The sequence below is a fragment of the Cellulomonas sp. Leaf334 genome, from assembly GCF_001424195.1.
Classification (GTDB): Bacteria; Actinomycetota; Actinomycetes; order Actinomycetales; family Cellulomonadaceae; genus Cellulomonas.
In genome coordinates, this window is record NZ_LMOO01000001.1 from 1,002,806 (window position 1) to 1,019,798 (window position 16,993).

The following is a 16,993-nucleotide window of genomic DNA, read 5'->3' on the forward strand; positions in this document are numbered from 1 at the left end:
GGTCGTCGACGAACGTCGCGGTGATGGCTCCGGAGGCACTGCGTGCGGCCTCGGTGGCATCGTTGCGACGGTGACCACGATCCTGCTGCCCACGACGATGTCCGACGACCCGACGCTGCCCGAGGACGTCCGGGTGGTGCGCTACGACGTTCACGAGCCGGTCCCCGCGGACGCCCTCGACGCCGAGGTCCTCGTGCTCTGGGGCAACGAACCGGAGCAGACCGCCGACGCCGCCCGCCGCCTCACGCACCTGCGCTGGGTGCAGACGCTCGCGGCAGGTCCGGACGCGGCGCTCGCGGCCGGGTTCGCCGACGACGTCGTCCTCACGTCCGGCCGTGGCCTGCACGACGGACCGGTCGCGGAGCACACCCTGGCCCTCGTGCTGGCGGCGGCCCGGCGGATCCCGGACCTCGTCCGTGCGCAGGGTGAGCACCGGTGGGCCGGTGAGCTCGGTGGCATGCAGGAGGCGCAGCCCGGCCAGGCGTTCCGGACGCTCGACGGGGCGCACGTGCTCATCTGGGGCTTCGGGTCGATCGCCGCCCGCCTCGCTCCCCTGCTCAGCGCCCTGGGCGCCCAGGTCACGGGCGTCGCGACCGCCGCGGGCGACCGGCACGGCTTCCCGGTCGTCTCGGCGTTCGACCTGCCCGACCACCTGCCGCACACCGACGTCCTGATCTCGTTGCTGCCCGCCACCGACCAGACCCGGCACGCGGTCGACGCCGGCGTCCTGGCCCTCCTGCCTGCGCGCGCGTGGGTGGTCAACGTGGGCCGCGGCGCGACGCTCGACGAGTCCGCGCTGCTCGACGCCCTGCGGTCCGACCGGCTCGCGGGCGCCGCTCTCGACGTGTTCGAGACCGAACCCCTCCCGGCCGGCTCCCCGCTGTGGGACGAGCCACGCCTCCTGATCAGCCCGCACGCCGCGGGCGGGCGGCCGAGGGGCGCCGGCGACCTGGTGGCCGCGAACCTTGCCGCGTTCCTCGCCGGTGGCGAGCTCCGCAACGTCGTCGCGCGCTAGAACCGACCGCGGCGCGGGCGCGGCTGGCAGCGCGGGCAGCTGTACGAGGAGCGGTTCATGAACTCGTCGCGACGCACCGGTGTGCCGCAGCGGGGGCACGGCCGGCCCTCCTGCCCGTACACGGCCAGCGAGCGGTCGAAGTACCCGGAGGCTCCGTTCACGTTGACGTAGAGCGCGTCGAAGCTGGTCCCACCCTGCACGAGCGCCTCGGTCATCACCTCGGCAGCACCGTCGAGGGCTCGCTCGACCTCGGCACGGCGCAGCGTCTCCGTCGGCCGCGCGTAGTGCAGCTGCGCCCGCCAGAGGCCCTCGTCGGCGTAGATGTTCCCGATCCCGGACACGACGGTCTGGTCGAGGAGCGCCCGCTTGATGCCGGTCCTGCGCCGGCGCACCGCTGCGACGAGCGCCGCCCGGTCGAGCACCGGGTCGAGGAGATCGCGGGCGATGTGCGCGACGGGCTCCGGGACCACCGGCAGCGCCGACCCGAGCCCACCCGGTGCACCGTCCGGCGTCGGGACGAGGTCAGGGACGCTCAGGTGCCCGAACGTGCGCTGGTCCACGAAGTCCAGGGCGGACCCGTCGTCGAGGTCGAGGCGGACACGCAGGTGCGGGTGCTCCGGTCGTGCCGCTCCCGCGTCGCGCACGAGCAGCTGACCGCTCATGCCCAGGTGGGCCATCAGGGCGTCGTCGTCCTCGTCGAGCAGCAGCCACAGGAACTTGCCGCGCCGGACGGCGGCCTCCAGGCGTCGACCGCGCAGCCGTCCCGCGAAGTCCAGCGGCCCGTCGACGTGGCGGCGCACGCTGTAGTCGCGCCGCACCTCCACCCCGGTGACCGTGCGGCCCAGCACGTGCCGTGCCAGCCCGTCCCGGACGGTCTCGACCTCGGGCAGCTCGGGCACGTCAGGGCTGCAGCTGTGCGGCGAGCACCCGGTACGCGTCCGCTGCGGCGTCCTGCTCCGCGAGCTTCTTGGCGGGGCCGACGCCGACGCCACGCGGCTCCCCGGCGACGATCGCGCGGGCCGTGAACGTGCGGGAGTGGTCGGGACCCTCACCGGTGACGTCGTAGCTCGGCGCACCGAGGCCCAGGGCCGCGGACAGCTCCTGCAGCGACGTCTTCCAGTCCAGGCCGGCGCCGAGCTCCGCCGCGGCGACCAGCGACGGACCGACCAGACGCTCGACGACCGCGCGGGCGGTCTCGACGCCGTGGTTCAGGTAGACGGCGCCGAACACGGCCTCGAGCGTGTCGGACAGGATCGAGTCCTTGTCCCGTCCCCCCGTCGACAGCTCGCCCTTGCCGAGCAGCACGTAGTCACCCAGGTCGAGGTCCCGCGCGACGAGCGCCAGCGCACGCTGCGACACCGTGGCGGCCCGCATCTTCGCGAGCGCACCTTCCGGCAGGTCCGGGTGCGCGCGGTACAGCGACTCGGTGACGACCAGCCCGAGCACCGCGTCCCCGAGGAACTCGAGCCGTTCGTTGGTGGGGATGCCCCCGGCCTCGTGCGCGAACGAGCGGTGCGTCAGGGCAAGCACGAGAAGCTCGGGGTCCAGACGGACCCCGAGCTTCTCGTGCAACAGCTCTGCCGCCGCACTCACGCCGGTCCTCCGGTCATCGAATGCTCCACGGCAGACTGGCGAAGGCTCAGCGAACCTCGAACTCGGTACGCACGGCCTCGGCGTAGGCACGGCCCTTGTAGGTGCCGCACGACGGGCACGCCGTGTGCGGCATCTTGTTGGCCTTGCACTGCGGGCACGTGTGGAGCGTCGTGGCAGTGGTCTTCCACTGCGACCGACGCGCACGGGTGTTGCTGCGCGACATCTTGCGCTTCGGAACAGCCACGGCTAGCTCTCTTTCGTCTCGTCGTTCGAACCCAGCAGGCTGCCCAGAGCGGACCAGCGGGGGTCAAGCGTCTCATGCGAGTGGTCAGGGTCGTCCGCCAGCCGCGCTCCACACTCGGAGCACAGGCCGGGGCAGTCGGGACGGCACAGCGGCTGGAACGGCAGAGCCGGCACGACCGTGTCCCGCAGCGCAGGTTCCAGGTCGACCAGGTCGCCCTCGAGCTCGCGCACGTCCTCCTCGTCGTCGCCGTCCTCGACCGCGACGGCCGCGCGCTCGGGGTAGACGTAGAGCTCCGTGAGCGAGACGTCGACGTTCTCGACGACCTCACCCAGGCAGCGCACGCACTCCCCGATCGCCCGACCACGGACGGATCCGGTGACCAGGACCCCCTCCATGACCGCCTCGAGCCGCAGATCCAGCTCGACGTCGGTCCCGGTGGGGATGCCGATCACGTCGGTCCCGAGATCTTCCGGGGCACCCACGGTGCGCTGCACGGTCCTCGTCGATCCCGGACGTCGACCGAGCTCGTGCGAATCGAGCACGAACGGCGAACGGGGATCGAGGTGAACAGGGCGCGGCACGGCCAGGGTCCCCTCGTTGATCTCGGTCCAGCCATGAGCGGCAGAACCAACGGATAACTCTACGGCACAGGTCAGGGGCCACCCAAATCCTCGACGAGTGGCGCAGGTCTCAGCTCTCATCGGCCCCCAGGCGCCCCGCGAGCTTGGCCCGACCCGCCTGCACCTGGCTCAGCACCTTGCCCAGGTCGATCTCGAAGTCCGCCAGCCGGCGGTCGCAGTAGTCGTCAGCGTCCCGCTGGAGACCGTCGGCCACGCGCTCGGCCTCCGCGACCAGCTCCGCGGCGCGCTCCTGCGCGGCGACCACCACGGCCTCCCGGTCGACGAGGGCCGCAGCCTGCTCACGCGCGCGCGCCAGCAACGCGTCGGCGTCCGCCTGCGCGACCGACCGCGCGGAGTCCGCGTCGGCCAGCACCTCGTCGGCCCGCGAGAGCTGGCTGGGCAGCACGTCGCGCGCCTGGTCCACCAGGTCCAGCAGCTCGGCGCGGTTCACCAGCACCGACGACGACATCGGCATCGCCCGGGCGTTCGCGACCGCCGACGCGATCGCGTCCAGCACGCCGGTGAGGCCCTCGGGCCTGGTGGTCGGGTCCTCGTCGGTCATCCTGCGTCCCCTCCTCGTAGTGCTGCCCGCACCGCGTCCGCCACGCCGGCCGGAACCAGGTCGTCGATCGGACCGCCGTGGCGCGCCACGTCCTTGACCAGCGACGACGCGATGTGCGCCAGCGCCTGGTCGCCGACCACGAACACGGTCTCGACACCCGACAGGTGCCGGTTCATCAGCGCCATCGGCAGCTCCGCGTCGAAGTCGGCACCACCGCGCAGCCCCTTGACGACGGCGACGGCACCCACCGTACGGACGAAGTCGGCGAGCAGCCCGTCGACGGCCTCGACCCGGACCCCGTCGACGTCCGCGAGCGCCGAACGCGCCAGGGCGACCCGTACCTCGACCGGGAGCAACGACGCCTTCGACGAGTTCCGTGCGACACCGACGACGACCTCGTCGAACATCGAGCGAGCACGGAGAACGACATCCACGTGCCCGAGCGTGAGGGGGTCGAAGGACCCGGGGCAGACGGCAGTGGTCACCCGGTCAGGGTAGGCCAGCGCCCCGTCGCGACCACCGGAACGCGCGGCAGCCCTACGCTCGAACCATGCCTGGCGACGTCGTCCTGGACCCCGCGACCGCGGTCGACTCCCCCGCGATCCGCACGCTCCTTGCCCGCGCCTACCGCACGAACCCGCTGATGACGTGGGCGCTGCCCGACCTCGCCACCCGCGACGACGCCTGCGCCGCCTGGCTCGGGCCGTCCGTCGACCGCTACCTGGCGGCCGGTCGCGTGGACGTCGCCCGGCTCGACGGTCGGGTGGTCGGTGTGGCCGCGTGGCGGCTGCCCGGAGCCGTGGCGCCGCCGGACACGCTGCCCTCCCCGGCGGGTGTGCTCGCCGCGCTCGTGGGCCGTACGCGGGCCGACGAGATCCTGACCGCCCTCGGTTCCGCGGCATCTCTCGCACCGACCGGCCCGGCCGCGTACCTCAACTACCTCGCGGTCGACCCGGACCTGCAGGGGCGGGCGATCGGCCGGTCCCTCGTCGAGTCGGGCATCGCCTCAGCGTCGGACCTCGGAGTCGGCACCTACCTAGGGACGACGGACCCGCGGAACGTGCCGTTCTACGAGCGGCTGGGGTACGCCGAGGCGGGCGCGGTGACGCTCGGGCCTGACGGGCCGGTGCTCACCGTGCTGCACCGCGGTCAGGACCCGGACAGCTCCGCGAACCACATGACGGTGTCCCCGTAGGCACGCCGGTCGAAGCGGACCAGTGCCGTCGGCCAGGTCGGCTCCGGCGTCCGGGACGCGCGCTCGACGACGACGACCGCGTGGGCGGACAATCCCGGGCCGACGCCGCCCAGCACCGCGGCCAGGTCCTCCTCCGGGAGGTCGTACGGCGGGTCGACGAGCACGAGGTCCCACGGTGCGACGGCCGCACGCTGGGAGAATCGCTCGGCCTTCTCGGCGACCACCTGCACCGTGGCCGCCAGCCCGAGCGTCGTCACGTTGCGCCGGCACACGTCGGCGGCGTCCCGGGCCGCCTCGACCAGTGTCACGTGCGCGGCGCCGCGGCTCGCGGCCTCGATGCCGAGCGCCCCCGAGCCCGCGTACAGGTCGAGCACCCGGGCTCCGTCGACCACGTCGAGGTGCTCCAGGCGGGAGAACAGCGCCTCGCGGACACGTTCGCTCGTCGGTCGGGTACCCGCACGTGGCACGGCGAGCGTCCGCCCGCCGACCGTCCCGGCGACGACCCGGGTCACCGGCGCGCTGCCCTCTCCTGCTCCTGGGCGTCCATCAGGGACTCCATCAGCGACCGCGTGCGGATGGACGAGGCGATCGCCACGGCGATGATGGACAGGACGATCTGCGCGTAGAGCAGGGGGGCGTTCACGGTTCGCAGCAGCACCGCGATCCACACCGGCAGCAGGCACAGGATGACGAGGTCCGGCCCGCGGGCGAGCACGGTCGCGACGCCCGTAGGCAGGGCACCCATCGGCGTCGAGACCAGGGCACCGCCCCAGTCGGGTGCCGGTCGGTAGGACCCCCGCACGGCAGCGGCCGCCCACACGGGTGTCGAGGCGATCCCCAGCGCGATCCAGCCCGGCACGTCGGACGCCCACCGACCGACCGCCGCGAACGCGACCAGCGACCACAGGAGCATCGCCGCGGCGGGCACGACCATCCGCAGGCGCCGGACGGTCTTCGCCTCGAGCGGCAGCAGCCGGTCCAGGATCGGCGCCATCTCGGCGCGCCGGGCACCCTCACCCGTCGCGCTCATCGCGACCGACCCGGCGATGAGCACCGCGAACAGCACACCGATCGGGCTGGCGAGCTGCGGCACGGTGCTGACCAGGACGGGGACCAGCGCCGCGACGACGAGCTGCACGACGTGCCGGGCGGACCGGCGGAGCACCACCAGGTCGGCCGTGACCAGCGCGGACGCGGGGCCGCGTGCGGTGGTCAGGGGCGAGAGCCATCGGCGCACCGGTGCGGCCGCGCCGTCGGTCAGGGCCCGACCCAGCTCACGGGAGTCCATCGACACCACCGCACCGACCGCCTGCGTGGCCACCGAGCCGCTCTCCCGCAGCGTCCGGGACGGGATCCGGCCGAGCCGTCGGTCGACGACGACGGCGAGCGCCGCGACCACGGGGACGAGCCCGACCACGAACCACCAGGGCGCACCCGGCACCTCGTCGACGGACCAGCCGACCCGCGCGAGGACCACGGCGGCGACCGGGGCGAGGAAGAGCAGGACGTCCCCGGCGAGCGCGAGCGAGCGCCGGGACACCCCCGCCGACTGACCGACCGCCGCGAGCAGGACGATCCCGACGGCGACGAGGGCCGCCGTCGTCGCCACCCGGGCGACGCGCAGACCCGGGTCGGCGAGCAGCCCGGCGTCCAGGAGCGCGACGAGGATCGCCGCGACGAAGCCGGCGAGCAGCGGGAGCCGTCGCGCCGCGGGGCGCAGGAGCCCACGACGGTCGACCGGCAGCGCGAGCCACCAGGCCGCCTCCGCTCCCCCGGCGCCGACGGGGCCGAGCCGGCCGGCGAGCGACAGGAGCGCACCCGCCAGCGCCACGATGATGACCACGACGAGGGTCGCGAGGCTCAGCTGCAGCGGCGCCTCGACGTCGGGCGCCTCGGGCAGGGACGCGCGCATCGCCTGCGCGGCACCGAGGGCGACAGCGACGCTGATCGCGATGCTGATGACCGCGTAGTACACGCCGCCCAGCAGCGAGCCGATGGTGGCACCGCCGCGGGAGTTGGCCGCCTGGGACGTGAACCGGCGGATGCTCTTGGCGGACGGGACCTCACCGACCTCGAAGGGCTGGACCTCGGGCTCGTCGTCGTGGTCGGTCGTGGTCACGGGTTCTCCCGCGAGATCAGGTCGGCCGCCTGGTCGGTGGGCAGCAGGCGCGTGACGTCGTCCGCGACGTGCACGGCCCGGTCGGCGACGGCGCGCAGCAGGTCGGGGTCGTGCGTGGCCAGGAGCACCGCACCGCCCGCCTCCTTCTCGGCGACGATGCGCGACGCGAGCCGGTCCCGCATCGCGCGGTCGAGCCGCTGCTCGGGTTCGTCGAGGACCAGGAGGGAGCGGGGACGGACGAAGCCCGCGGCCAGCAGCAGCCGACGTCGCTGACCCGACGAGAGCGCGACCGGCAGCGAGCGGGCGTGGTCGGTCAGCCCGAACTCGGCGAGCAGCCCGGCGACGACCTCCTGCGCACCGTGCACGCCGTGCCCGCGGGCGGTCAGGTACAGGTGCTCGGAGACCGTGAGGGCCGGGAAGTAGGCGTCGTCGTCGAGGACGCTGGCCACCTTCGTGCGGAAGGCGACGTCCCGCTCGTCGACGGGGTTGTCGAACACGCGCAGCGTGCCGCCGGACGGTTCGAGCAGCCCGATCACGGCCCGCAGGACGGTCGACTTCCCGGAGCCGTTCGCTCCGACGAGAGCGACGACCTTGCCTGCTGCCAGCGTGAACGTCACGGGTGCGCAGACGGGCGCCCCGCCGTAGCCGACGATCAGGTCCTGGGCGCGGATGACGGGCTTCTTGGGCACGTGCGCCAGGGTATGCGAGGTTGTGGCCCTCCGAGGCGGCCCCCGACGCAGGCTCAGCTCTGGCCCAGGAACTCCTCGCGCCCGTCGGCGAGCTGGACGTCGATCGCGGCGCGCAGGGCCGGCCACGCGGTGAGCTCGGGGTCGGCCTCGACCAGTGCCCGCGCGTCCTCACGCGCGCGATCGATGACCGCGCCGTCGCTGACGACGCGCAGGAACCGCAGCGCCCTGCGCCCGCCGGACTGCGCCGAGCCGAGGACGTCGCCCTCCTTGCGCAGCTCGAGGTCGACGCGTGCGAGCTCGAACCCGTCGGTCGTCGCTGCGAGCGCGCCCAGTCGCTGCGCCGCCACGGTGCCCTCGGGCGCGTCCGCGACGAGCAGGCACAGCCCCGGAGCGCTCCCCCGGCCCACCCGGCCGCGCAGCTGGTGCAGCTGGGAGAGCCCGAAGACGTGGGCGTCGAGGATCACCATGATCGTGGCCGCGGGCACGTCGACACCGACCTCGATGACCGTCGTCGACACGAGCACCGGGGTCTTTCCCGACGCGAAGTCCGCGATCGCCCGGTCCTTGTCCTCGCTCGTCATGCGCCCGTGCAGGAACCCGACCGCGACGCCGCCGAGCCGCGGGTCGGTCCGCAGCGTCTCGGCGACCTCGAGGACGGCGCGCAGCGGCTTCTTCGGTGCGCGCTGCGCGGCAGCCTGCGCCTCGCCGACGGTCGTCGGCTCGTCGGGGGCAAGGTCGGCACCGTCGGCACCATCATCGGCCTCCTCGTCGGCGTCGATCCGCGCGCACACGACGAACGCGCGACCGCCGCGCTCGACCTCCTCCCGGACCCTGCTCCACGTCCGGTCCATCCACGGCCGGTTGTCCGCGGGCACGACGTGGGTGGTGATGCCGCTGCGGCCCGCCGGGACGTGGCGCAGCTCCGAGATCTCCAGCTCCCCGAACACCGTCATCGCGACGGTGCGAGGGATGGGCGTGGCCGTGGTGACCAGCAGGTGCGGCGTGTTCGCGGCCTTGGCCTGCAGCCGGCCGCGCTGCTCGACGCCGAACTTGTGCTGCTCGTCGATGACCACGAGCCCGAGGTCCGCGAACTGCACCGGGTCCGACAGCAGCGCGTGCGTGCCGACGACGATCCCCGCCTGCCCGCTGGCCGCCTCCAGCAGGTTGCTGCGCCGCTCGGCGGTGCTCTGCGCCCCGGTGAGCAGCGCGACCCGGGTGCCGATCTCCGAGCCGCCCAGCAGCCCGCCCTCGGCGAGGTCGCCCAGCATCGCCCGGAGGGTGCGCACGTGCTGCCCCGCGAGCACGGACGTGGGTGCCAGCAGCGCGGCCTGTCCGCCCGCGTCGACGACCTGCAGCATCGCGCGCAGCGCCACGACGGTCTTGCCCGAGCCGACCTCCCCCTGGAGCAGCCGCTGCATCGGGTGCGCACGCGCCAGGTCGGCGGCGATCTGCTCGCCGGCGGCGACCTGCCCGTCGGTGAGGACGAACGGCAGCCGCGCGTCGAACGCCTCCAGCAGCCCGCCGGACCGGGCCGGGCGCGCCGTCGACTCCTCGCGCTGCGCGTGGGCCCGACGACGGGCCAGCTCGGCCTGGAGGACGAACGCCTCCTCGTAGCGCAGACGGGCCTGGCCCTTGCGCCAGTCCTCCTCGGTCTGCGGCACGTGGACGGCGCGCAGGGCGCTCCAGCGCGACGCGAGGTGACGCTGCTCCCGCACGACGTCCGGCACCGGGTCGGACACGTCCTGCTCGGTCAGCGGGTCGAGCGCCGACCGGACGGCCGCCCGGATCTTGTCCGACTCCAGCCCGGCGGTCGCGGGGTAGATCGGGATCGGCCACTCGGCCTCCTCGAGCGCCACCGCCTCGTCGATCTCGTGCCCGAAGATCGCGTACGTGGGGTTGGCCAGCTGCAGGCGGCCGTTGAAGATGTTGATCTGCCCGGAGAACAGCCCCAGCGACCCGGGGACCAGACGCTTGACGTGGAAGTCCGCCGCACCGCGGTGCGGCATGAAGATCACCAGGTCGAGCGTGCGTGAGCCGTCCGTGACCTTCGCCTCGACGCGCGGCTTGCCCGTCCTCTGCGCCAGCTTGACCTCGGCGCTGCGCACCTGGGCGACGAGCGAGACGTTGCGCCCCACGGCGAGGCTCGCGATGTCGGTGACCTCGCGCGAGTCGGCGTAGCGCCAGGGGTAGTGGGACAGCAGGTCCCCGACCGTCTCGATGCCGAGCGCCGCGAGCTTCTTCAGCTCGGCGGGCTTGCCCGGCGGTCTCTCGTCGAGCGCGTCGACGTGCGTGTGCACGCTGTCCTGGTACCGGATGCCCTTGCTCGTCGCCACGGTCAGTCCAGCCCCAGCACGAGAGCGGGGCCGTGCCCCGTCGGCCCGACCGCGGTGACCTCGACGCCGGGGTGGTGCGTCGCGAGGTGGGCGACGACCGCGTCGAGCAGCTCGTCGTCCGGAGCGTCGCGCCACAGCATCGTCAGGCTCTCGGCCGGGGTGGTGCGAGGTGCCCGGACGAGGGCGTCGACGACCTCGGTCGCGACGGCTGGCGAGGCGACGTCGACGGTGCCGAGACGTCCCAGCGCCGCCTGCGCCGCCGCGCGCCCCTGGGCCGTCGGACCCTCGCCGGCGAGCGCCAGCGACGCGACCACCGCGCGTACCTCGTCGGACGCGTCGAGCGTCTCGACGAGCACGCCCGGGACGGACGGCTGCGTCGAGGCCTCCGTCCCCGTCCCCGGCAGGAGGACCACGTGCGCCGCTCCCGTGTCCGTGACGGCGCGCTCGAGGTGCTCGGACCGGACGGGCGCCTCGGGGCAGCGGACCAGGACGACCGCACCCATCGCGGCGTACCACGCCGCCAGGTCGGGCGCCGCGGTGCAGACCACGACGCCCCACCGCTCCCGACCGTCCGCCCGGTCGTGCAGGGCCGACCCGCCCGCGTGCGCTCCGGCCAGCAGGCGGACGAGGACCTGCTCGCGCCGGCCGAGCGCAGCAGCAGCGATCGCGGCGGTCGGCTGGTCGGTGTGGACGTGCACGTGCCACCACCCGTCCCCACCGACGACGGCCACGGAGTCGCCGAGCCCACCCATCCGTCGCCGGAGCTCCGCGCCGGTGTCGGCCACCGCTGCACCGCCGGCACCGTCATCGCTGACCAGCAGCATGACCTCGTAGGCACCGCCGCTCGGTCCGACCGTCGCGTGCTGCGCGGCACTCGTGGGCAACCAGTCGAGCGGGACGTGCACGGGCCGCTCCTCGCCGACGCAGCGGGCGAGCGCGTCCAGGACGACCAGCAGGGCGCAGGCGCCGGCGTCCAGCACGCGAGCGGCACGCAGCACCGGGTGCAGGGCGCTGATCCGCCGGAGGGCACGCAGCGCCTCCGCGACCGCCTCGGCGAGCATCGTCGGCAGGTCCGCTCCCGCGTCGGCCGCGCTCGACGCGGCCACCGAGACGACGTCCGCGAGCGTGAGGACCGTGCCTTCCTGCGGCTCGACGGTCGCCTCCCGGGCCGCCCGTGCCGCCACCGCCAGGGCCTCGGCCACCTCGCGTGCACCCGCCTGCGCGGGCAGCGCCCGGGCGAAGCCCGTCAGGTACTGGCTGATGATGACGCCCGAGTTGCCGCGCGCCGCGAGCAGCGCGCCCCGGCCGAACGCTCGCGCCACCTCCGTCGCCAGGGCGTCCGCCGGTGCGTGGGCGACCGCGTCCGCGCCGCCCACGACGGTCAGCAGGACGTTCGTGCCCGTGTCGGAGTCGGCGACCGGGAAGACGTTGACGGCGTCGATCCGGTCCGCCGCCACCTCGAGCGCCGTCCGTGCCGCCGCCGCCCAGGCGCGCACCGCCGCTGCCTCCAGCAGATCCACCACACCTCCGCCGTGTCGTCCCGCTGCAGCACCATCATCGCCAGAGCCGAGGCACCACCCTGCCTCATCCCACCCACATTTGGGTCGACGTGCCCGATGGGCTAGTCTTGAGCGGTTGTCCGGCCTCGCTGGACACTGGTGGTGCCCGGTGGCGGCCCCCGAATCCTCGTCCGGAAACGGTATGGAGACGGTGTCGCTCGTGCGCCCCGACCCCTGACTTCGCCGCACACGCGGCTCATGATCCGCAAAGAGCAACAGGAGAAGACCGTGGCTGCCAACTGCGACGTCTGCGCCAAGGGCCCGAGCTTCGGGCACAGCATCTCGCACTCGCACGTGCGCACGAAGCGGCGCTGGAACCCGAACATCCAGCGCGTGCGTGCCGTCGTCGCGGGGACGCCCAAGCGTCTCAACGTGTGCACGTCGTGCCTCAAGGCCGGCAAGGTGCAGCGCGCCGTCTGACGTCGACCCGACGCATCGAAGGCCCGTGAGGTTGTCACCTCGCGGGCCTTCGTCATGCCCGGTCCGTGTGGCAGGGTGACGTCCATGGTGGAGCAGCTGGACGAGGTGACGATCCGTGTCGCCACCGAGGGGGACGCCGCAGGCATCGCCCGGGTGCACGTGCGGTCCTGGCAGGAGGCGTACGCGGGCATCGTGCCCGACGCGTACCTCGCCTCCCTGGACGCCGACGCGCGCCTGGCGCAGTGGCGCACGTACCTGCGCGAAGGTCCCGGGGACGAGATCCATACCTGGGTGGCCCTCTCGGGCGACCGCGTGGTCGGCTTCGTGACCGTCGGGCCCAGCCGCGACGACGACGCGCGACGCGGTGACCGCGAGATCTTCTCGATCTACCTCGACCCGGGCACCTGGGGCCACGGTGTCGCGCGTGACCTCATGCGGACCGTGATCGCGGAGATCGGCGAGAAGACCACGGTCACGCTCTGGGTCCTCGCGGACAACGAGCGTGCGCGGCACTTCTACCGTCGGCACGGCTTCCAGGCCGACGGTGTCGACCGGTACGACGACATCGGTGGCGCGAGCCTGCTCGAGGTCCGCTACCGCCGCGGCTGAGCCTCACCCCGCGAAGTGGTCCCACCCGGACCGCGCGGGTGCCGGGACGCCGTCGACGCTCACCCCGGAGCCCTCCCCCACGCGACCGACGGCCCGGAACGGCGCAGGCAGCGGGGAGCCGGCGGGGAACGTCGCCAGCAGGCCGTGGTCCTCCCCACCGTCGAGGACCCAACGCTCCGCGACGCCGCCGAGCTCGCCCGCGACGCTGCGCAGCCGGTCCCGGTCCGCGGCGAACGCGGGCGCGTCCAGGTCGATCCGCACCCCGCTGGCGCGCGCGATCCGGCCCGCGTCGCGCAGCAGCCCGTCGGACACGTCGAGCATCGCCGTCGCGCCCGCCGCTGCGGCGACCGGCCCGGCAGCCAGCGGTGCGACGGGGTGCAGGTGAGCGTCCACCAGCGCCCGGTCCAGCTCCGGACGACCCGCCTCCAGCAGCGCGAGACCGGCCGCAGACCGTCCGACCACCCCTGCGTGCGCGACGACGTCCCCCGGCCGGGCACCCGAGCGCAGGACCGGCGCACGCCCGGCGAGGTCGCCGTGCGCGGTGACGGCCACGACGACGACCGGCCCGCCGGACAGGTCGCCGCCGACGACACCGACGCCGAGCGGCGCACACTCGGCGGCCAGCCCGCGCGCCAGCCCTTCGACCCACGACACCGGCAGGTCCCCCGGGATCACCAGGCACACGACGAGGCTCGTGGGCCGTGCGCCCATCGCGGCGACGTCGGCCAGGTTCTGCACCGCGGCACGCCGGCCGACGTCCTCGCCGGAGGACCACGTCCGGCGGAAGTGCCGGTCCTCGACCAGCACGTCGGTCGTGACGACGAACCGGCCGTCGGGAGCGGCCACGACCGCGGCGTCGTCGCCCGGCGGCACGTGCGTGTCGGCGCCGACCGGCAGGAGCGGGAAGATGCGGGCGAGGAGGGCGTCCTCGGACAGCTCCGCGACGAGGAGGTCGTCGGACGCTGCGGGGGTGTCGGCGGTCACCCGGACACGGTAGAGGTTCGGCGCTGCCCCCGGGTTACGGTGAGCCGGTGCCCCGGATCCGCTCCCTGATCGCCCCCGTCGTCGGCGTCGTGGCCCTCGGCGGGTGCGCCGCCGCCGTCCCCGTCGAGGTGGCCCCGCACGCGACCGAGCCGGTGTGCGCCAGCGTCGTCCTGGCGATGCCCGACTCGCTCGGCGACGGGTTGCCGCAGCGGGAGACCACGGCCCAGGCGACGACCGCGTGGGGCACCCCGGCGGCGCCCGTCGTCCTGCGCTGCGGCGTCGAGCCGCTCGGGCCGACGACGGAGCACTGCCAGACCGTGGAGACACCGGGCGGGGTCAGCGTCGACTGGGTCGTGCTGGAGGGCGACGACGGCTGGACGTTCACCACCTACGGGCGCGAACCGGCCGTCGAGCTGCACGTCCCGGCGGAGGTCGCCGAGCAGCGCTCGACGGCGTTCGTCGACCAGCTGGGCCCGGCGGTCGCCCTGACCGAGCAGGTCCGCTCCTGCGTGTAGCCCGTCAGCGCCCGTACTGGGCGGCGACCGGGCAGTCGAACGCGGCCCGGTCGGCCAGACCGACGCGGTTGAGGTACGCGACGATGATCTTGTACGACCGGAAGAACCCGACCTCGGTGTACTTCACGCCGAGCTGCTCGCAGTAGTCCCGCACGACGGGCTGCACGTGCTTGAGGTTCGGTCGGGGCATGCTGGGGAACAGGTGGTGCTCGACCTGGTAGTTCAGGCCACCCATCACGAAGTCGACGGCCACGCCGCCCTTGATGTTCCGGGACGTGAGGACCTGCCGACGCAGGAAGTCGACCTTCATCCCGGCCGGGATGATCGGCATGCCCTTGTGGTTCGGCGCGAACGAGCCGCCGAGCAGGACACCGAACAGGGCCATCTGCACCCCGATGAACGCGAAGGCCTTGCTGGGCGGGAGCAGGTAGAACAAGGCTCCGACGTACAGGGCGAGCCGGGTGATCACGATGGGCGCCTCGACCCAGCGGTGCGGCACGGGCTCCTTGGCGAGCAGCAGGCGGACGCTGGAGATGTGCAGGCTCAGCCCCTCGAGCATGAGGAGCGGGAAGAAGAACCAGCCCTGGTTGCGGCCGAACCAGCCCTTGAGCCCGGTGCGGGTGTCCAGGACGTCCGACGTCCACACGACGACCCCGGGCGCGATGTCCGGGTCCGTGCCCTGCTGGTTCGGGGAGGCGTGGTGCCGGTTGTGCTTGTTGCGCCACCAGGTGTGGCTGAGACCGGCGAACGCCCCGGCCAGGATCCGGGACGTCCAGTCGTTCCAGGGGCCGGAGACGAAGATCTGGCGGTGCGCGCTGTCGTGGCCGAGGAACGCGATCTGCGTGAGCACGAGGGCGAGCCCGGCGGCGACCGCGAGCTGCCACCACGAGTTGCCGACGAGGACCACGGCGACCCAGATGCCCGCGAACGCCAGGACGGCGGCGATCAGGCGCGTCCAGTAGTAGCCGTAGCGGCGCTTCAGCAGGCCGGACTCACGCACGTAGGCCGCGAGCGCGGTGTAGTCCTGGGCGTTCTTGCCCACGCGCGCCGCAGCGGCGGGGGGCGGGGAGACGGCGGCGCTCACGCGAGGCGACCGGGAACGGTGTCGACGGAGAGGCGACGCGGTGAGGCGGCGTGGGGAGCACCCATGACGGTCACGACCGATCTGCGGAGAGCCGTCACTGCGTGTCGGCCAGGCGGCGCAGCCCCGACCCGGGGTGCGGTGGGGCGCCCGGAGGACGTCCCGGTCGTGCGGGGAGCGAGTGCGGCCACGGCTGTGGCGTTCTTGCCCGATCCGTCAAGACCTACGGAAGCGTAACCTGCGCGGCTGGGAACGCCCACAGGTCACCGCAGCCCGGTGGGGCGCGCGAGCGCCAGGCGCAGCAGCTCGTCCACCAGCTCGGCGTAGCCGACGCCGGAGGCCTCCCACAGCCGGGGGTACATCGAGTACGGCGTGAACCCCGGCATGGTGTTGATCTCGTTGACGACCACACCGCCGTCCGGGGTCACGAAGACGTCGACGCGGGCGAGCCCTTCGCACCCGACGGCCTCGAACGTCCGCACGGCCACGTCGCGCACGGCCTCGACGATCCCCTCGGGCAGGTCCGCCGGGCACGCGAGCGTGACGCCGGCCTCGTCGAGGTACTTCGCCTCGAAGTCGTAGAAGGTGTGCCGAGGGTCGGTGACGACGATCTCGCCGGGGAGCGACGCGCGCGCCCGGTCGCCGTCGTGGCCGCCGAGCACCCCGCACTCGATCTCGCGTCCGACGATCGCGGCCTCGACGATGATCTTCGGGTCGTGCACGGCGGCGGCGGCGATGGCGGCCGGCAGGTCGGCCAGGTCCGTCACGCGGGAGATCCCCAGGCTGGAGCCGGCGCGGGCGGGCTTGACGAACACCGGCAGCCCGAGCTCGGCGATCCGTGCGGTGACTCCGTCGGGGTCGCGGTCGAGCTCGCCCGGGAGCACGACGCGGAACGGGCCGACGGGCAGCCCGTGGCCGGCGAGGACGAGCTTCATCATGTGCTTGTCCATGCCGACCGCGGAGGCGAGCACCCCGGCGCCCACGTAGCGCACGTCGGCGAGCTCGAGCAGGCCCTGCAGCGTGCCGTCCTCACCGAACGGTCCGTGCAGCAGCGGGAAGACGACGTCGACCTCGCCGAGCACACGCGGCAGCCGGCCCGCCTCGAGCACCTGGACGTCACGGTCGTCCACGGCCTGCGGGAGCAGCACGTGCGCGGCGGTGTCCTCCACCTGCGGCAGGTGCCCGTCGGAGATCGCCCAGCGCTCGGGGTCGTCGTCGGCGAGCACCCAGCGACCGGCCGGCGTGATGCCCACGGCGAGGACGTCGTAGCGGTCGCGGTCGATGGCGCGCAGCACGCCGCCGGCGGTCGCGCAGCTGATCGCGTGCTCGCCGGAGCGCCCGCCGAACAGGACCATCACACGGGGGCGGCGGCCGCTCCCGGGGATCTGTCCACGGGTCTGAGTGGGGGTCTGGTCGTGGCCCGAGGGCTCGGAGGTGGCGTCCATCGCGCCCGAC

The 16,993-nt window shown here is 73.9% G+C and carries 19 protein-coding genes; 5 read left to right on the forward strand and 14 right to left on the reverse strand.

The features are described 5' to 3' along the window. Positions 1-97 precede the first annotated feature (97 nt). Positions 98-1,015, forward strand: a complete 918-nt coding sequence (locus ASF78_RS04430) for an NAD(P)-dependent oxidoreductase (RefSeq protein ID WP_056588136.1) — start codon at positions 98-100, stop codon at positions 1,013-1,015. Here the strand turns inward: ASF78_RS04430 and mutM are convergent. The 6 genes from mutM to coaD form a co-directional block, all read right to left on the reverse strand. Beyond that, the gene (mutM, locus tag ASF78_RS04435; RefSeq protein ID WP_056585199.1) at positions 1,012-1,914 is read right to left on the reverse strand and encodes a bifunctional DNA-formamidopyrimidine glycosylase/DNA-(apurinic or apyrimidinic site) lyase; all 903 of its coding nucleotides are present in this window, start codon (positions 1,912-1,914) and stop codon (positions 1,012-1,014) included. The genes ASF78_RS04430 and mutM overlap by 4 nt on opposite strands. Position 1,915: 1 nt before the next feature. Then, positions 1,916-2,608 carry a ribonuclease III gene (rnc, locus tag ASF78_RS04440; protein WP_056585201.1) on the reverse strand — a complete coding sequence of 231 codons (693 nt, stop codon included), beginning with the start codon at positions 2,606-2,608 and terminating at the stop codon, positions 1,916-1,918. Positions 2,609-2,654: 46 nt separating this feature from the next. After that, positions 2,655-2,852, reverse strand: a complete 198-nt coding sequence (gene rpmF, locus ASF78_RS04445; RefSeq protein ID WP_056585203.1) for a 50S ribosomal protein L32 — start codon at positions 2,850-2,852, stop codon at positions 2,655-2,657. Positions 2,853-2,854: 2 nt separating this feature from the next. Then, the gene (locus ASF78_RS04450) at positions 2,855-3,433 is read right to left on the reverse strand and encodes a DUF177 domain-containing protein (protein WP_056585205.1); all 579 of its coding nucleotides are present in this window, start codon (positions 3,431-3,433) and stop codon (positions 2,855-2,857) included. A gap of 109 nt (positions 3,434-3,542) precedes the next feature. Then, positions 3,543-4,034 (reverse strand): hypothetical protein, encoded by a 492-nt coding sequence (locus ASF78_RS04455; protein ID WP_056585207.1) that lies wholly within the window; start codon positions 4,032-4,034, stop codon positions 3,543-3,545. Then, on the reverse strand, positions 4,031-4,519 hold the full coding sequence (gene coaD / locus ASF78_RS04460; protein WP_056585209.1) for a pantetheine-phosphate adenylyltransferase: 489 nt from the start codon (positions 4,517-4,519) through the stop codon (positions 4,031-4,033). The genes ASF78_RS04455 and coaD overlap by 4 nt, the downstream gene beginning before the upstream one ends. 65 nt (positions 4,520-4,584) lie before the next feature. Between coaD and ASF78_RS04465 the strand changes: the two genes are divergently transcribed. Then, a complete protein-coding gene (locus tag ASF78_RS04465; protein ID WP_056585211.1) occupies positions 4,585-5,229 on the forward strand; it encodes a GNAT family N-acetyltransferase in 645 nt (214 codons plus the stop codon). On the opposite strand, the gene rsmD is transcribed toward ASF78_RS04465, so the two are convergent. From rsmD to ASF78_RS04490, 5 genes are read right to left on the reverse strand one after another with little or no spacing between them, the layout of a single operon-like run. Continuing rightward, positions 5,184-5,741, reverse strand: coding sequence for a 16S rRNA (guanine(966)-N(2))-methyltransferase RsmD (rsmD, locus tag ASF78_RS04470; RefSeq protein WP_056585212.1), 558 nt, complete (start codon positions 5,739-5,741; stop codon positions 5,184-5,186). The two genes, ASF78_RS04465 and rsmD, sit on opposite strands and share 46 nt — an antisense overlap. Then, positions 5,738-7,348 (reverse strand): DUF6297 family protein, encoded by a 1,611-nt coding sequence (locus ASF78_RS04475; RefSeq protein ID WP_056585214.1) that lies wholly within the window; start codon positions 7,346-7,348, stop codon positions 5,738-5,740. Before ASF78_RS04475 ends, rsmD begins: the two co-directional genes overlap by 4 nt. Next, positions 7,345-8,037 (reverse strand): ABC transporter ATP-binding protein, encoded by a 693-nt coding sequence (locus ASF78_RS04480; RefSeq protein ID WP_056585216.1) that lies wholly within the window; start codon positions 8,035-8,037, stop codon positions 7,345-7,347. The genes ASF78_RS04475 and ASF78_RS04480 overlap by 4 nt, the downstream gene beginning before the upstream one ends. 53 nt (positions 8,038-8,090) lie before the next feature. Next, positions 8,091-10,370, reverse strand: coding sequence for an ATP-dependent DNA helicase RecG (locus tag ASF78_RS04485; RefSeq protein WP_369816302.1), 2,280 nt, complete (start codon positions 10,368-10,370; stop codon positions 8,091-8,093). A gap of 2 nt (positions 10,371-10,372) precedes the next feature. Then, a complete protein-coding gene (locus ASF78_RS04490; protein WP_162243338.1) occupies positions 10,373-11,890 on the reverse strand; it encodes a DAK2 domain-containing protein in 1,518 nt (505 codons plus the stop codon). A gap of 267 nt (positions 11,891-12,157) precedes the next feature. Between ASF78_RS04490 and rpmB the strand changes: the two genes are divergently transcribed. Together rpmB and ASF78_RS04500 are read left to right on the forward strand one after the other, a co-directional pair. Further along, on the forward strand, positions 12,158-12,349 hold the full coding sequence (gene rpmB / locus ASF78_RS22575) for a 50S ribosomal protein L28 (RefSeq protein ID WP_029289091.1): 192 nt from the start codon (positions 12,158-12,160) through the stop codon (positions 12,347-12,349). A gap of 84 nt (positions 12,350-12,433) precedes the next feature. Next, positions 12,434-12,958, forward strand: a complete 525-nt coding sequence (locus tag ASF78_RS04500; protein WP_056585220.1) for a GNAT family N-acetyltransferase — start codon at positions 12,434-12,436, stop codon at positions 12,956-12,958. Positions 12,959-12,961: 3 nt separating this feature from the next. On the opposite strand, the gene ASF78_RS04505 is transcribed toward ASF78_RS04500, so the two are convergent. Continuing rightward, positions 12,962-13,942 carry a thiamine-phosphate kinase gene (locus ASF78_RS04505; RefSeq protein ID WP_056585222.1) on the reverse strand — a complete coding sequence of 327 codons (981 nt, stop codon included), beginning with the start codon at positions 13,940-13,942 and terminating at the stop codon, positions 12,962-12,964. 47 nt (positions 13,943-13,989) lie between these two features. Between ASF78_RS04505 and ASF78_RS04510 the strand changes: the two genes are divergently transcribed. After that, positions 13,990-14,457: a DUF3515 family protein gene (locus ASF78_RS04510; RefSeq protein WP_056585224.1), complete on the forward strand. Its 468-nt coding sequence runs from the start codon at positions 13,990-13,992 to the stop codon at positions 14,455-14,457. Positions 14,458-14,461: 4 nt separating this feature from the next. On the opposite strand, the gene ASF78_RS04515 is transcribed toward ASF78_RS04510, so the two are convergent. Further along, positions 14,462-15,541, reverse strand: a complete 1,080-nt coding sequence (locus ASF78_RS04515; protein ID WP_200940514.1) for an acyl-CoA desaturase — start codon at positions 15,539-15,541, stop codon at positions 14,462-14,464. Between the two features lie 260 nt (positions 15,542-15,801). Then, positions 15,802-16,983: a D-alanine--D-alanine ligase family protein gene (locus ASF78_RS04520; protein ID WP_082494790.1), complete on the reverse strand. Its 1,182-nt coding sequence runs from the start codon at positions 16,981-16,983 to the stop codon at positions 15,802-15,804. Between the last annotated feature and the right edge of the window lie 10 nt (positions 16,984-16,993).

Bases quoted from the DNA above. Each gene is read 5' to 3' on its own strand.
- ASF78_RS04430 (WP_056588136.1), top strand. From the start codon at position 98: ATGTCCGACGACCCGACGCTGCCCGAGGACGTCCGGGTGGTGCGCTAC.
- ASF78_RS04455 (WP_056585207.1), bottom strand. From the start codon at position 4,034: ATGACCGACGAGGACCCGACCACCAGGCCCGAGGGCCTCACCGGCGTG.
- ASF78_RS04465 (WP_056585211.1), top strand. From the start codon at position 4,585: ATGCCTGGCGACGTCGTCCTGGACCCCGCGACCGCGGTCGACTCCCCC.
- ASF78_RS04500 (WP_056585220.1), top strand. From the start codon at position 12,434: ATGGTGGAGCAGCTGGACGAGGTGACGATCCGTGTCGCCACCGAGGGG.
- ASF78_RS04520 (WP_082494790.1), bottom strand. From the start codon at position 16,983: ATGGACGCCACCTCCGAGCCCTCGGGCCACGACCAGACCCCCACTCAG.